This is a genomic window from Nitrospiria bacterium (genome assembly GCA_035498035.1).
GTDB lineage: Bacteria > Nitrospirota > Nitrospiria > JACQBZ01 > JACQBZ01 > JACQBZ01.
Genome location: DATKAN010000040.1, coordinates 1 through 15,578, shown reverse-complemented (window position 1 = coordinate 15,578; position 15,578 = coordinate 1). Strand labels below are relative to the sequence as shown.

At 56.0% G+C, this 15,578-nt stretch carries 15 protein-coding genes; 14 read left to right on the top strand and 1 reads right to left on the bottom strand.

The genetic code is table 11. The features are described 5' to 3' along the window. From VMN77_08520 to VMN77_08505, 4 genes are all read left to right on the top strand, one after another. The coding region (locus tag VMN77_08520; protein ID HTN43824.1) for a cytochrome c biogenesis protein DipZ at positions 1–1,460 on the top strand (1,460 nt) is incomplete at its 5' end. Between the two features lie 81 nt (positions 1,461–1,541). Beyond that, the gene (gene msrB, locus VMN77_08515) at positions 1,542–2,003 is read left to right on the top strand and encodes a peptide-methionine (R)-S-oxide reductase MsrB (GenBank protein HTN43823.1); all 462 of its coding nucleotides are present in this window, start codon (positions 1,542–1,544) and stop codon (positions 2,001–2,003) included. A gap of 138 nt (positions 2,004–2,141) precedes the next feature. Continuing rightward, entirely contained in the window at positions 2,142–2,474 is a 333-nt protein-coding gene (locus tag VMN77_08510) for a hypothetical protein (GenBank protein HTN43822.1), read from the top strand. A gap of 103 nt (positions 2,475–2,577) precedes the next feature. Beyond that, entirely contained in the window at positions 2,578–3,684 is a 1,107-nt protein-coding gene (locus VMN77_08505) for a beta-propeller fold lactonase family protein (protein HTN43821.1), read from the top strand. Between the two features lie 131 nt (positions 3,685–3,815). Here VMN77_08505 and VMN77_08500 read toward each other — a convergent pair whose 3' ends face one another. Then, positions 3,816–4,523 (bottom strand): response regulator transcription factor, encoded by a 708-nt coding sequence (locus VMN77_08500; GenBank protein ID HTN43820.1) that lies wholly within the window; start codon positions 4,521–4,523, stop codon positions 3,816–3,818. Positions 4,524–5,283: 760 nt separating this feature from the next. Here VMN77_08500 and VMN77_08495 point away from each other — a divergent pair. From VMN77_08495 to VMN77_08450, 10 genes are all read left to right on the top strand, one after another. Beyond that, on the top strand, positions 5,284–6,000 hold the full coding sequence (locus VMN77_08495) for a VPLPA-CTERM sorting domain-containing protein (GenBank protein ID HTN43819.1): 717 nt from the start codon (positions 5,284–5,286) through the stop codon (positions 5,998–6,000). A 71-nt stretch (positions 6,001–6,071) separates the two neighbouring features. Beyond that, positions 6,072–7,658 (top strand): hypothetical protein, encoded by a 1,587-nt coding sequence (locus tag VMN77_08490; GenBank protein ID HTN43818.1) that lies wholly within the window; start codon positions 6,072–6,074, stop codon positions 7,656–7,658. Positions 7,659–7,748: 90 nt separating this feature from the next. Continuing rightward, positions 7,749–8,369 carry a hypothetical protein gene (locus VMN77_08485; GenBank protein HTN43817.1) on the top strand — a complete coding sequence of 207 codons (621 nt, stop codon included), beginning with the start codon at positions 7,749–7,751 and terminating at the stop codon, positions 8,367–8,369. 55 nt (positions 8,370–8,424) lie between these two features. Then, on the top strand, positions 8,425–9,033 hold the full coding sequence (locus tag VMN77_08480; GenBank protein ID HTN43816.1) for a VPLPA-CTERM sorting domain-containing protein: 609 nt from the start codon (positions 8,425–8,427) through the stop codon (positions 9,031–9,033). A gap of 60 nt (positions 9,034–9,093) precedes the next feature. Continuing rightward, entirely contained in the window at positions 9,094–9,750 is a 657-nt protein-coding gene (locus VMN77_08475) for a hypothetical protein (GenBank protein ID HTN43815.1), read from the top strand. A gap of 35 nt (positions 9,751–9,785) precedes the next feature. Beyond that, positions 9,786–10,985, top strand: coding sequence for a UDP-N-acetylglucosamine 2-epimerase (non-hydrolyzing) (gene wecB / locus VMN77_08470; protein ID HTN43814.1), 1,200 nt, complete (start codon positions 9,786–9,788; stop codon positions 10,983–10,985). Positions 10,986–11,366: 381 nt separating this feature from the next. Next, positions 11,367–12,353: a hypothetical protein gene (locus tag VMN77_08465; GenBank protein HTN43813.1), complete on the top strand. Its 987-nt coding sequence runs from the start codon at positions 11,367–11,369 to the stop codon at positions 12,351–12,353. 2 nt (positions 12,354–12,355) lie between these two features. Beyond that, positions 12,356–13,720, top strand: a complete 1,365-nt coding sequence (locus VMN77_08460; protein ID HTN43812.1) for a hypothetical protein — start codon at positions 12,356–12,358, stop codon at positions 13,718–13,720. A gap of 17 nt (positions 13,721–13,737) precedes the next feature. After that, complete coding sequence (locus tag VMN77_08455; GenBank protein ID HTN43811.1) at positions 13,738–14,847, top strand: family 10 glycosylhydrolase; 1,110 nt, start codon at positions 13,738–13,740, stop codon at positions 14,845–14,847. A gap of 29 nt (positions 14,848–14,876) precedes the next feature. After that, on the top strand, positions 14,877–15,578 hold a 702-nt coding region (locus VMN77_08450; protein ID HTN43810.1), incomplete at its 3' end, for an MBL fold metallo-hydrolase.

Below are 15,578 nucleotides of genomic sequence, written 5' to 3'. Positions count from 1 at the left end.
GTTTTCTTGCGCAAAGAATGACGGGGATCAACCGGCTCGGCCCGGAACCGGGCCGGCTTAACGCATTGCTGATCGGGGGCTCGCTGGGACTGATCTGGGCGCCTTGTGCGGGTCCCATTCTCGGCATCATCATTACGCTGGCCACCGTTCAGGGATCGATCGCGCATACACTGCTCCTGATAGGCGGGTATTCTCTCGGGGCCGCCGTTCCGATGCTGCTGATCGGGTACGGGGGGCAAACGGTCTCCCGCCGGATGCAACGTTTTCGGGCGTGGGGGCCGGTCTCTCATAAACTCCTGGGGTCCCTGACCCTCGCCGCGGTCGTCGGGCTCTATTTCAACCTGGATACCTGGCTCCTTTCCCATCTTCCGGGACAACTCTTCGTGACCAACGAAATTGAAAAACGACTGGTCGAAAAAAATGGGACCGTGTCAATTCGAAAAGGCGATTCGGACCCCGCCGATTTCCGATCGGGAGTCGCCCTGGCCTCGGCCGAAGGCATGCCGCTGCCGGTCCTGGGTTCGATCCCGGAGTTTTCCCGCATTACGGCTTGGATCAATTCCCCCGCTTTGTCCGCCTCCGATTTAAAAGGCAAAGTGGTCCTGGTCGATTTCTGGACCTATTCCTGTATCAACTGTATTCGAACCCTTCCGTATGTCACTCAATGGTACGAAAAGTACACGGACGAGGGATTGGTGGTCGTCGGGGTCCATACGCCGGAATTCAGTTTCGAAAAAGAGGAAGCCAATGTGAGAAGGGCGATCCTCCGCCACGGCATCCATTATCCGGTGGCCATGGACAATCAGTATGGAACCTGGAACGCTTACCACAATCAGTACTGGCCGGCCCACTACTTGATTGACGCAGAGGGGAGGATCCGCGAAGAACATTTCGGGGAAGGGAACTATGAAGAGACCGAACGGGCCATCCAGGCCCTTTTATCCGAAGCCAAGCTGCTTCATCGGCCGATGAGTCTGGAGGCCCCGAAAGGCTCGGTCGATTTTTCCAAAATACATTCGCCCGAGACGTACATCGGATACCGACGCGCCGAGAATTTTTCATCTTCCCAAAGGCTGCAACCCGACGCCGTCACGGCCTACGCGGCTCCCGCCACGCTCCGTCTCAATCAATGGACCCTGACGGGTTTGTGGAAAATCAAGGAAGAAGCGGCCGTGCTCCAGGCCCCCGGGGGCGCGGTTCGTTTTCGCTTCGAGGCGCCAAAGCTCAACCTGGTGATGGCCGGGGGCAAAATGGGAACGACGGCAAAAGTTTTCCTGGATGGAGAACCGATTCCCCGGGACTCGCGCGGAGACGATGTCGGACTGGACGGCCGGGTCGCCGTTTCCGATTCAAGGCTTTACAGCCTGGTGACCCTTCCGACGGGCGACGGGGGCGATCATCTCATTGAGCTGATTTTTGATCAGCCGGACGTCAAGCTCTTTGCCTTCACGTTCGGTTGAGGGGTGTTTGGTCCGTCCGGGACGAATCATCATGGAGGAGGGACGATGGATCGAAGGGCATTTTTAAAATCGGCCATTACCATGGGGATCGGAATCCTGGCCGTGTCTTTCCCGCCCCGGTTTGCACGGGCCGAGGGTTCGGACGAAACGTTTGAGATTATCAAGACGGACGAGGAGTGGCGATCGCTCCTGACCGCCGAGCAGTACAATGTTCTCAGAAAGGAGGCGACGGAGCCGCCCTTCAAGAACGCGTATTACAAAAATAAGGCCCGCGGCGTTTACCGCTGCGCGGGATGCGATCTGCCGCTGTTCTCCTCCGATGCAAAATACGAAAGCCACACCGGTTGGCCGAGTTTTTGGAAGCCGATGAATGACTCGGCGGTCCGGACGAAAACCGATTACAAATTGCTGTATCCCCGGACCGAGGTGCATTGCCGGCGGTGCGGCGGACACCTGGGCCATCTGTTCGATGACGGCCCGCCGCCGACCTACCTGCGGTATTGTATCAATTCGGCCGCCTTGAAGTTTGTCCCGGACCCGTAGCGCGGATCTTCATCGAATCTTCATCCTTCCTTTATTGCCGCTTCACATTTCTCCGTTACGATGACCTCGCAACAATTGAAACACGCTTTTTCCCCGCGCGGGAGGAAAAAGCGAACCGAACCCCAAAAGGAGGAACCCATGAGAACCGCCACGAGAATTAATCACCCGTTCTGGATGTTGGCGTTGTTTGGAATGCTTTTCCTGAATCTTTCGGCATTCGCGATGGATCCGGACAGCGTGATGAAGGAAGGAAATCAAGGGGGGATGATGCAGAACGAAAAAATGAGCGCCGACCAAATGATCAAGAAGGGGGACGCGATGATCGCTCAAGGAAAAGAAATGAAGAAAAAGGGAATGATGATGAAGCAAAAAGAGATGGGCAAGGAAGGAACGATGAAAGGGGATACGATGATGAAGGGAAACGAAATGAATGAAAATAAGATGAACGGGATGAAGGAGATGGATAAATAACCCCGGAGACCATCCTGCCTCATGGATCCATTGGAGTGGCGACCCTCCGTTTTTCGTGACGGCATAAACGACACGTTAACCGCGATACACAAAGGAGAATAGAATGAACGGAAAAATCCTGGCAACCGTTTTAAGTGTGGGAATGTTGATGATCTCTTCCGTAACGGTCTTTGCGGAAAATCCGCATGATCGAGATGAGGGCCCGGCCGGTGCGGTGTATGCCATGACCAATGCCCCCGACGGAAACAACGTGGTTGTATTTGACCGGGACGAGGACGGTATCCTGACAAAAGTGGGTTCCATCCCGACCGGCGGGACCGGTTCCGGCGGCGGTCTCGATCCGTTGGGTTCTCAGAATGCCCTTGTTCTGAGCCGTGACAACCGATGGTTGTTGGCGGTGAACGGAGGGAGCAATGAAATTTCCGTCTTCCGCGTCCTGCCGGACGGTCTGAAATGGATTGAAAAAGTCGACTCGGGAGGAGACTTTCCCGTCAGTTTGACCGTCAACCACGACCTTGTCTACGTCCTGAACGCCGGGGCCTCTCCGAACATTACCGGTTTCACCCTGGGCCACAAAGGTCGATTGACCCCGCTGGCCAGCTCCACGCGCGCGCTCGGTTCCGGCGCGTTCGCCCAGGTGGGTTTTGATCCAGACGGTGAGCGATTGGTCGTCACGGATAAAGCGGGGAGTCAGATCTTCGTCTACTCCGTGAGCGATGACGGATTGCCCGCCGTGAGTCCGGTCGTATCGAGCTCGAACGGAAATACCCCCTTCGGGTTTATCTTTGACCGACGGGGGCGTTTAGTGGTCGTAGAAGTCGGCCCGAACGCGGTTTCGTCCTATAAGATTCTGAAGGATGACACCTTGCACGTGATCAGCGGATCGGTGCCCAACGGGCAGCAGGCGGCCTGCTGGATTGTCGGAGACGGACGCGGGGATGTCTTTACGGCCAATCCCGGAAGCGGAACGGTTTCCGCATATCAACTCTCGGCTCGAAGCGGGCGGGTGTCCCTGCTGAACGGGGCCGCCGGAAGCGGATTAAATCCTCTGGACCTGGCCGTCGCCGCCAACGGACGCTTTCTTTACGCCCTGGACCCGGGCCGTGGATCGATCGACATGTTCCGTATCAAACGCGACGGCGGCCTGACCGATTTAGGGGTAATCGACGGGACCTTGTCGCTGTTTGCGCAAGGCATTGCGGCACGCTGAAATTGTTTGACCGGATCGATTCGACAGAGGGGTTCACCTCACGGCCTGGGGGTGCGCATGAGCCGTGGGGTGAACCCATTTCTCTCCCGCCAAAATGTTCCGCGAGGCGTCCCGACTCAGGATAAGATCGCTCACACCGCCTCCTGATTTCCTTCCTCCAAAAGCTTGTACCCCGAAGCGACGACGGTCTGAATGGCCTTGGTCAAGAACGGGATCTTTTGTCGCAACCCGTAGATATGGACTTCGATGGTTCGGGTGGTCACGTGGGATTCATATCCCCAAACCGTTTCGAGGAGCATTTGACGGGTCAGGACCCTTCCCTTCCTTTTTAAGAGCTGGACCAGGAGGGCAAACTCCTTGGAGGTGAGGTGAACTCCTTTCCCGTCCACTTTAACATTTTGACGGGCCTCGTCCAGGACCAGGGGCCCGTATTTGTGCATGGAGGGGAAAGGGCCGGCTTCCCGCGGTTCGTTTCGTCGCAGGAGCGTCTTCACGCGGGCCATGAGTTCTTTGGGGCTGAAGGGCTTGGTGACGTAGTCGTCCGTTCCCAGCTCCAAACCGACGACCTTGTCCGATTCTTCGTTCAAGGCCGTGAGCATCAAAATGGGCAGTCGCGACGTGGCCGCGTCTCCGCGAAGCTTTTTGCAAACTTCGAAACCGTCCATCTGGGGAAGGATGACGTCCAGGATCAGCAGATCCGGAAAGTCCTCGTGGACCTGCTTCAGCCCTTTGACCCCGTCGGGAGCCGTACCGACTGAGTATCCCTCCCGGGTCAGGTACTGGGCGACGAGGCGGGAGGTGTCCGGATCATCCTCGATGATCAAAACCTTCTTGGGCATTTGGGTTACCGTCTCGAAATTGAGGTTGCGTGATGCCTTGGAAGCGATTCATCTAATGTCCGGTAAGGGTAAGCGACGTTTGTTATATCAACCTCAAGAGAGTGTTACAAAGAAGTAATTTTTTTCGCCGCGCCAACGCCGAGAATTTCGGTTCCCCGGTTCCAATCCCGCCCCCTCAGGCCTCCCGCCATTAAGGGTTGATTCCGATTTACCAGAATCTTGGCGGCGCATTAATTTTTTCCCGGACCCCGTTGCCTTCCGCCCGGACCGTGTCTTCCGGGCTATCCCCCGACGTCGCGCCCGACTCGTTCCCCCGGGATTCGGATCGCGGTCGACGGGGAGAGGGGTCTCGTACATAAAATCCGCAGGGTAATTACGAAAGAAAACTTTACTTCATTTTATTTCATCTTGATCGGCCCTTAATCGTTGCGATGAGACAATCGCCCCCGGTAAGTGGATAGGCCCGGCCGGAAAGAAAAACGATGCGGGTCGGACAGGAAGGGGTGCCGGGCCGATGACGAACGCAGAAATCCGGATCAACTCGGAAGGAGGTGAAGTTAAATCGGCGGATAAACATTACTTCATTTTATTTCGCCTTGATCGGTTTTTAACTTAGGCAGTGAATAATAGCCCGGTTGGAAAATGAAGTTCAACCCGTGGAAGAAGCGGCTTGAGAGAAAGGGGGTGCCGGGGAGCCTCTTCGGACGGGCCGGCAAATAGAAGTGAAAAACCATTCCATACAACAGGAAAGGAGAAGGCAATGAACTATAAAACGAAGTTGAAACAAACCGTCGTTGGGATATTTACGCTGGCGGTCATGTTGGTCGCGGGTTTTAACGAAAACGCCTTTGCCGTTGATATTAATATGGGCGACCTCGTCCTGGCCGTCTTTGGAAACAACACGGAGTATATCGACAACCTCGGCCAGGCCAGCTCCTTGCTGCCGGGAGCGACCCTGAACGTGGGTCAATCCAATATCACCGCGGCGGGAGGGACGAATTCTCCGGCCTGGGCCTTGATCGGGTTTTACTATAATCCGAGCACGGGTGATCCGACCTTCCTCGTGGCCGGGTCGAGCCAGGACGTGGCCAGCTATACGGCGTCCCAGTTGTCGCAAGTGGCCCCGCAGAACGCCTGGAACACCGCGGCGGTCTGGGCCGCGCTCAGTTCGGGGGACGGCCACAGCTCGGCGCTTCTGCCCGCTTCCGACCCCAATTCATTTACCAGCAATTTCGGCACGAGCGGCTCGCTGGCCGGCAGTTTCCCGGTGGCCATGCAGACGGGGATCGGGGGAACCCTGAGTATCGTTGAAGCGGATTACTCATCCGGCGCCCTCACCCAGTTTGGACATGCCACCTTGCTGGCGGATGGAACGCTCACGATTGCTCCGGTTCCGATTCCGGCCGCCATGGTGCTGTTCGGCACGGGGTTGATCGGGCTGGTGGGAGTGGCCCGTCGCAATCTTATGTCCGTCTGAAATAATCGATAAAAAGACCGGATGAATCATTAATAAGAATCAAACAAACAAGGAGAGATTCAATGAGATCGATGAAATTTAAGAAAACGGCCGTTCTGGGCGGGTTGCTTGCCGGCCTGATTGGGGTGAACGCCCTTCCGGCGTCCGCTCAGGTTGAGCAGTGCACGGCGCCGCAACCGACGTCTTGTGTGGCATTGAACACCGGGGGATCGTCCGCGGCCACCCCGTTCATGACTCAGGTTCCCTTGAACATGCTGGACCAGACCCCCAATCTTCCGATTCACTACGTGAACGGGAATATCACGAGCCCGGTCACCATTACGGCCGGGAAGCTCCACGTCTGGACCGGGACTCGGGCCGGCGTTCCGACCATCTTCCGGTATTCGGCCACGGGCTCTTCCGACGGGGTCCTCAAACTCCAGAATCCGACCTCCGATTCTCGCTCGTTGATGCATTACCTCGATCATCTGGCCAGCACCTGCTCCTCCGGGCCGACCCTGCTGACCCGGGCGGCGGACGGCAAGCAGTATTATGAATACACCGGCTGCAACACGATCATCGCCGGAGATCTTCCGATGACGATGGGAATGGCGGACGTGGCGGGAAGCTCCTTCCATCAGGTCGGGCCGGTCACTACGGTCGTGAAGCCGCTGGATCAGAGCATGCTCACCAGCGCCCAGGCCGCCATCGTGCCGTGGCAGTTACTTGTGGGAGAGCACGTCAAGAAAAACGTCGGCGGAGTCCTGCAGCCCGTGGTGGGCCTGAACCGAACGGAAATCGAGGCGATCTTCAGCCGGAACGTCACCGATTGGACCCAGGTGGGCCTGGTGACGGACGTGACCACCCCCGGCACACCGGACGCCTCCTCGCCGATCACGCTCTGTCTGCGGGCGGCGGGGTCGGGTTCCAAGGCGGCTTTCGATGAAACCGTTATGAAAGACGCCACGGAGACCCCGAGCGGATCAACCAACCTGACGCTATCGGCGGACGGGGTCTACTTTGGATCCAGCACTCAGGATGTCCAGGACTGCATAAGAGGTAATGCGGGCTTGAGCCGTCCGGCCCATCCGAGAGGGATCGGCTACGTCGACGCCGACGTGAGCGTGGCCACGGCTCCCGGGTACCCGATCAAGCTTGACGGTCTCCGGGCGAGCAATATCGTCGTGTCGAGCAAATCTACGAGCGTTGCTACCTCAACAACATTGGACGACACTGCTCAGGATTGGGTGACGAATAGTTTGGTCAACTATTCGGTAAAGATCACCGGCGGAACGGGTGCCGGGCAGACGGCGACCGTCACAGCCAATGCCGCGACGCAATTAACGGTCGCACCCGCTTGGGCCACGAATCCAGACACCACCTCTACCTACCAGATCTGGACCAACTTGGTGGACGATCCCAAGGCTACGGTGAAGTGCGGTGAATATATTTACTGGGCCGGGGAGCGGTTGAATACGCGCAATTACTCCGACCCGGGCATTTCCTCGGATCAAATCGCGTTGGCGTCCGATTTCGTGACCAACTCGTCGTCCTCCTCCACGATCGCGCTTCTTCCGGCCGGGGATTTCTGGGTGGCGGGTGCGGACATGTACACCTTCAAGAACGCGGACGCGGGCCCCGTTTCGTTCAAGCCCGGAGCGCATCCCTGCGCGCAGTAAAGTAAGATCTTACGACAGCCATGGCCCTGCCGGGGATTGTAATAAGTCCCCGGCAGGGCTTAAGGCTCGAAAAGTTGATCGAGGTCAACGATGAAAAACAAAATGGCGTTGCTGGCGTTGTTGCTAGGTCTCCTGGGAAGCCTCCCATCGGGCCGGGCTTGGGCCGACCTGGTGGTGAACAGCCCGGGTCTTGTGATGATGGTCGACGGCACCGATCATAACCCCGCGGTGGCCACCTTTAATATTGATCTGACGCTGCCGGTGCCGACGTACGACTTCGGATTTGTCAGCGGCAACGTTTTTACGCCGATTGCCTTGGCGCCCAACGGCCCCGATTCCCTGTGGGGACAGTACACTTTTTCCGGGGGTTCCCTGGTGGATTTTGCCCTTCGGAATAATCAAACCTCCGTGATCTACACGATTGCGGACCCGGCGGATTATGCGAATCAGATCTTTACGATCCCGATCGATCCATCCCATTCGGTCAATCCGGTGGTGACCTCCACCTATTATAATACGCTGGCGATCCAGTGGGATCTGGATGGAAACGGGTTTAATCCGTTGCAGGACGCCGGATTAACGCTCACCACGGCCGTGAATCCCTACGACGGCATGATGCCGGCGCCGGTGCCGATTCCGACCTCCATGCTGATGTTCGGCACGGGCCTGGTCGGGGTGGCCGGCATGGGCTGGAAAAGAATCTTCGGATAAGAATGGATTCCGCCCGGAGAATTTCTCTCCGGGCGGAAACGTTTGGGGAGATGCCATGAGTTTTCATAAAATCCTGATCGTTCTATCCTTAATCTTCCTTTTTTGTGTCTACGGCACCTCCGTTCGGGCGGATACCGTTACACAGCTCGACATCACCGGGGGGAGTCTCTCGCTCGATTTAGGGCCGATCGGGTCGATCAACGGAAATTTTGTCCAAAACGGAACGATCGTGATGGGGCAATTCCAGCCCCCGCCAAACATTTTTCCCCCGATGATGATTGACGGTCACACCTTTTCGATCCTCACCGACTCCTCCAACGGGCTATTCAACGCGCCGTCCGCGCAGGTCTCGGGAACCACCATTACGGCGGACCTTTCATCGTTATTTGCCGGTATCACGGGGCCGAAGATCAACGGGATGCTGAATATCGGGGGCATGGCCACGGGAACTTACGATCCCGGGACCGGTCAGTTCAGCCTTTCCTGGCAGCATGTTTATTTCGACCTGTCATCCTTCGACATGAACCTGCAGGGCACGACCGAGGTCGCCCCCGTTCCGCTTCCGGCCGCACTGGGACTGATGGGAACCGGACTCTTTGCTTTGGCGGCCTTCCTCGGTCTGGGCCGAAGGCATCGCGATCGATTGTCGGAGAGTCTTTTGTAAGGATATTGATTAGGTCGACTGGAGATGGCCATACCCTGACGACCCGGCCAAGGTGGTTTTATGTATCTTAAAGTGCTGGTCTGCGCGGTGACATTGTGGATCTTGTCGTTTCATATCGCACAGGCCTCCTTGGTCGAGGTGGTTCGCCCGGGTCCGACCGGAGAGGGATGGGTCGCTGTTTTGGGGGATCTTGAAACCCCGGAGTCCGTATTGGATCCCTTGAGCGATAAGACAGAGGTCCCCCGAAAAGCTCTTTTTTATATACCCCTTGCCCCCAACGGATATGGATCCGGCCGGTGGGAAAATGAAAATTTCGGCCCGATTATCGGCGATGTGTCGTTATTTAAATCTCCCGTGGTGGACCTGACTTCGGCGCCCAATCCGGTTTTCGCAATCCCCGTTTCCGACCCATCGGCGGCGGATAATTCCGGCGACGGGAGCGTCCCGGGGGCTTCGAACCTTTCCCCGGGATCGTTCGGCACGGTGAGCTTTTTTGGCGGATCGCTCACCGGCGATACTCCGGGCTCCGGTTCCGGAGAGATCGGGGGGACCACCGGCGGCGGGGTCGATATTGTTCTGAGCGGCCAGATGGACCCGCCATCCTCGGTTCCCATCCCGGGCGCCGAATGGCTGTTCATCACCGGCCTCGTGGGATGGCTTGGGCTGGTGAACCATAAAAGGTGGCTTCGGATCCTGAGCCGTCTGGGATTATTTTAAACGTCGCCTGCGATCTAATCGTAACGGAGGGATGGATGAAGATCATTTTAGTGGCCGGGGCGCGGCCGAATTTCATGAAGATCGCGCCGATCCTGGAGGCGATCGGAGTCCACAACGGAAAGGGGCGACGCCCGAGAATGGACCCGATCCTGGTGCATACGGGCCAGCATTATGATCATGCCATGTCCCAGTCCTTTTTCGAGGACCTCGGGATTCCCCGACCCGACATCAACCTGGAGGCGGGGTCGGGAGGACACGCGGAGCAGACCGGCAAGGTGATGATGGCCTTCGAGCCGGTCCTGGAGGGGGAGCGACCCGACCTGGTCCTGGTCGTCGGCGACGTCAATTCGACGATGGCCTGCAGCCTCGCCGCGAAGAAACTCAACATCGCCGTGGCGCATGTGGAGGCCGGTCTCCGGAGCGGCGATATGACCATGCCGGAAGAGATTAATAGGAAAGTGACGGATGCGATTGCGGACTACCTCTTTACCACGGATCGCATTGCGGGCGCCCACCTGTTGAAAGAAGGCGTTCAGAGCGAGCGGATTTTTTTCGTAGGCAACGTCATGATCGATACGTTGGTCAAACACCGGGAAAGGGCTAAACAGTCGACCGTCTTGGAAACCCTGGGATTAAAGAATGGAAGGGGCTTCCATCCCTACGCGGTGGTGACGCTTCACCGACCCTCCAACGTGGATGATTCCGAAACACTGGGCCGGATTTTCGAGGCCTTGCAGGAGATATCCCTTCGCCTTCCGGTCATCTTTCCCTGTCATCCCCGTACGCGGGCTCGGCTGGATCAGTTCGGACTGGGGGAATTCTTCGATGGAGAGGGGTCACGGGTGAGATTGATTTCACCTCTTAGCTATTTGGATTTCCTCCACCTCAATTCCCATGCGAACCTGATCTTGACGGACAGCGGGGGAATTCAAGAAGAGGCGACGATTCTCGGCGTCCCGTGTCTGACGCTTCGGGAAAATACCGAGCGGCCCATTACGGTGAGTCAGGGAAGCAATCGCCTTGTCGGTAACAAGAAGGAGGCCATTCTGAATGGCTTCGAATGGGCGCTTCGTCAGACAAAGAGCCTCACGGCCCGGCCGGACAAGTGGGATGGACGGGCTGCAGAACGCATTGTCGAGGTCCTGGCCCGGATCAGTCGGAGAAAATTCCATCCTTTCATAGCGAACACGTCGATTCCGACCGTTCCCGGAAACGCAATGGTGCTGTCCAGTTAGGAATCGGCAACGGCAAACGCGTCGGACCCACCTGACTCCCGATCGCCACACATTCTTTCCCCTCAATGCAAGATTTAACATGAATATAACGTCGGCATAACAATCATCGTATAGTATGGCGGCAGGATTGTGTCTGCGCGGTGTAAGGACACGGAGAAAAAATATTGTTTTTCTCAATGCCGAGAGACCATGCCGACCGTGGCCATCGTCCAGAGAAAGACTCCTCTCTCGTTCGGGCTTGGCCCGTCGGATGGTTCTTTTGAACGGAGGTCGTCTTCCATGGTTTCCAGCGAGGATAGGCTTGGACGTCTCTGGTCCGGGTGGAATATATCGAAAGCATCACCATATGCCTTCCCCCTCGATCTCGGGCGTGATCCGGCATTGGATCTCGTCAAAGGCCTGCTCGTATTGGGAATGATAGCCTATCACGCCGGGGTGTCGTTTATCCCCAACACCCACATTCGTTTCCTTGTTCTCCATGACTTGCTGGATTTTGTGAGTGGAAGTTGGGTTTTTGTCTGCGGACTGATCGTCACGACCCATTACCGTCTGCGGTTTCAAGTGGACGCGCGCAATGTCTCTCGGCGCCTTTGGATAAGGGCCGCGAAGATGATTCTGTTATTTTGCGCCCTCAACATTTTTGTCGTGTTGCTCGGAATTCGGCAGGCTTCTCAACTCTTTGACGGCGTTACCATGGCGAAGATCTTATTATACGGAGACGGGGCGCTTACCTCTTTTGGAATACTGTTGGGAATCGGCTATGTCCTCTTCATCGGTCCTTTCTTTCTATATTTAAAAAACACGGGAAGGGTCTTGGCCCTCTTGATTATCGCTTTCGCGGCATATCTGGCCTGGTCGGGCCACGTCGTCCCCGGCAATCTATGGATAATTCTTTGTGGCCTCGCGGGAATGGTCGTCGGGGTAACGGTTTGGCCGTTGTTTGTGTGGGAGATACGACCGAGTTCGAGCCGACGGTGGTTCACAGTCGGTGGGGCGCTTTCAGCGGCGGCCGCGTACTTCCTTATCAGCATTGGTTTGGACATTCATCGAGACAACCTCCCGGTTTATCTGTGGGGCGTGGCCAGCATCATCGCCGTATTTTATCTCTCGTATGGGTGGTTTTCTTCCATTCCGACGATCAGTGACTGGTTGCAGCTCCTGGGCCGGTATTCGCTCGTATCCTATCTCTCGCAGATGACGATATTCCGTTTAGCCTTGGGCGCGCAGTCCCATTTTGGGGTGGCCTTGTCTTACTGGTTGACCCTTCTGGCTGTCCTGTTCATGGTGAGTCTGATGGTCTTCATGCTCGACAAAGAGATTCGTGAGAGCAAGACCTTTCAAAAGTCGTATCGGCTCGTATTTGGGTGATCATGCTACTGCTGTCTGCAATAAGCCTTTCCATTGTTGCGCTGATAACGCTTGCGGTCAATCCCATTGCAGGCATTCCTCTTTTATTTATGGTGAAGCCGGTTGTCGATGCGGTCTATCTTGAGCCGCTTCTATTCGGGCTCCGTTTGCCGGAGTTGGTGGGTGGTTTGGCGCCGATGATTGTGTTTGTGCATATGCTATTTGTCGGCCCCGAGCGGGCTTTGGGTCGGATGCCCTTGAGGAGTATATGGATCGTTTATGCCGTTGATGTCTGTGTATTCTCAATGATCATCGCGTACGACCAAAGTTTCATGGAGGGTGTGAACATCTTCCTTCGGTACATAAATGGGTTTGTGGGCTTCTACATGGTGCAGGCCTTCTTTTACAACGATCCCGAAAAGAACCTGAGGAGGCTCTTACTGGCGCTGATCGTCGCCGGGTTTTTTCCAATAGGGATTGGTGTTTACCAGATGGCCACCGGAGCGGTCTGGAAGTCCGCATCAACGGAAGGTATCACCCGCTATATTGGATTGTACCATGATGCGTTTACGGTGCGCTTCTATGCATTTCAAACGATTTTCGCGCTGGTGTTGTATGGCGCTCTTTATGGTGGTCGAAATCTCTTTATCAAGGGAAGTGTTCTGGCCTATTGCGTCGCCTCAACCGTGGCGATGATCGGAGCCTACAGCAAGGCAGGAGTTGTCTCGTTGGTCATGTGGGTCACCTCCTGGGCCCTCCTGCAAAAGAAAATAGCCCTCTTCCTTCTGATCATCTTGTGCGGGGGTATCCTGGGGATCTATTATGCTCCACAAATTGCGGCCAATATTACTCAGATGTTCCATAAGGAAATCGGGGCGCTTGAAGGGAAAGTCAAGCTCGAGCGGACTTTCGCCGGCCGCTGGTATGGCTGGGAAGAGATGATCTCCCGGTGGGAGGAATTCAACTGGCTGAAAAAAGGATTTGGGTCGGGAGAAGTCGCCGTGGGAGCGCACAACGATTATCTGCAAATGCTCTTTCATGGAGGGATTTTCGGCCTCATGATCTATCTCTTCTTGTTGTCAGCGGTCGGGTGGACGATCGTCTCCAATTTGAGAACGAAAATTGACCCGATGAGCATTGCCGCCTTTATGCTCCTTCTGATGTGGTTGGTAGACGCGATCGGGTTGGTTCCCAGCTCTTATCCGGGGTATCAGTGGTTCGTATGGGGATTTATCGGGTTGAGTCTGCGTGTTCGTGAAGAAGTTGGACGAGCCGCCGAGCGGCCCGATCTTTCCCAGGAGGCCACCCTTTCTCGGGAGCTTCCCGGCGGGCTTGCGCTTCCTCCGGCGCTTACGGCCGAGCGGCGTTTTCCGAGTCTTTTACGGTGAGGAGGAGAGACGGCGAAATGAAGCGGTTGCTGTCTGTCGTGTACTTTCTTGCAATTCTTCTGAGCGTGGTCTTTTCCATACCGGCGTATGCCGAGATGAACTTTTCCGGGAAGCGGGCGATATTCGACGAAGGGAGCGGATGGGCTACCCGGGAAGGGGCGGATCGAACCCTCAAACGGATCAAGGAAGCCGGATTCAACGTATACATTCCATGTATATGGCATGGCCGCGGTGTGAAGTGGCCCTCTTCCCGTCTTTCGCGGTGGGATCCCGATCTGGCGGGTCGCCCGATCGAAGATGATGACCCTCTTCGATTCCTGATTGGAAGAGCCCATGAGATGGGGATCGAAATCCATCCGTGGTTCACTGTGGTTCTTCGGCAGTCGGACCTTCTCCCGGAACTGGCCAGTCCCGGGACGCCTGAGGATGCCTTCGACGTCCACGATCCGCGGCTCCACCAATTGATTGCCGATCTGGTAGCCGAGGTCGTCGCCCGATACGACGTCGACGGGATTAATCTCGATTATGTCCGTACGATGGGCCTTTGCGCAAGCGTGTCCTGCAAGGAAGCCTATAAAAAGAAATATGGAAGAGATCTGACCCTCGATTCGATTGCGTTTAAACTGACGCCGGGACGCTTCCCCGCGCTGCTTGAATTCCAGGAACAAGCCGTGACGTCGATGGTGAAAACGATTGCGGGGCGGGTGAGGGCCATCAACCCCCGGGCTCTGATCAGCGTCGACGCCATCCCTGGCGTGGCCGGGCTGGATCAAGGCCAGAACAGTATTGAGTGGGTGAACCAAGGGCTGGTTGACGTCCTGTTCCGGATGGATTATTACCGGAAGATTAATGTGGAGCTCACCGAATCGCTCAGAACAAAACTGAAAAATCCGGATGCGCTGTCCCTAATCATTTCCAACGTCTCCGTTCTGGAAGAAATGACCCCGGGCCAGGAACACTTTTCGCGGGATGGGAAATGGCTGGCCGAGACGGCTTCGATGATACAAGAACGATGGCCTCGGACGGGCATCAGCGTCTATTTCTATAAGATGTTATCGGAGGAGCAGATCCTCGCTCTGAGCAGGGGACCGTTTCGCCAGCCAACAAATGTGAAGACGAGGCCTTAACGCTCCATGCGTACAATGAGGTAGCAGTGATGAAATTTACGGTCCTTTCTCATGCCGGATTACAAGTTGAGCACAATGGCTGCTCGGTCGTAATCGATCCGTGGATGGTCGGGAGCTGCTACTGGCGATCGTGGTGGAATTTTCCTGAAGTTTCCATCGACCCGGCGTCACTCAAGCCCACGTATATTTATCTAACCCATATTCACTGGGATCACTTTCATGGCCCGTCGTTGCGAAAATTCAGCCGTGAGACGCCGATGTTGATTCCCAAGGACCGATACAACCGAATGAAGCGAGACTTGCATTCGATCGGCTTCAGGAATGTCACGGAAATTCCCGACAGCTCTGCCTATAGGCTGTCGGAAGATTTTTGTCTGACCCCTTACCTGTTTGGGGTTTTCACGGACTCGGCCGTTGTCGTTTCCTCTCGTCGAGTGACGTTGCTCAACGCCAACGATTGCAAAATCATCGGTCTTCCACTGAAAAGACTTCTGAAAGACCATCCCAAGATCGACTTTGTTTTCAGAAGCCACAGTTCCGCTAACGCAAGACTCTCTCACGAATATCTGGACGCCCCCAATGAAAAATTGGACGATCGAGAAAGGTACATGCGTTCATTCTGCAATTTTATGAAAGCCGCCCAGCCGGCTTACGCCGTCCCGTTCGCCAGCAATCACTGCCACTTGCATAAGGAGACGTTTCGTTTTAATGATTGGATCGTCTCACCGATC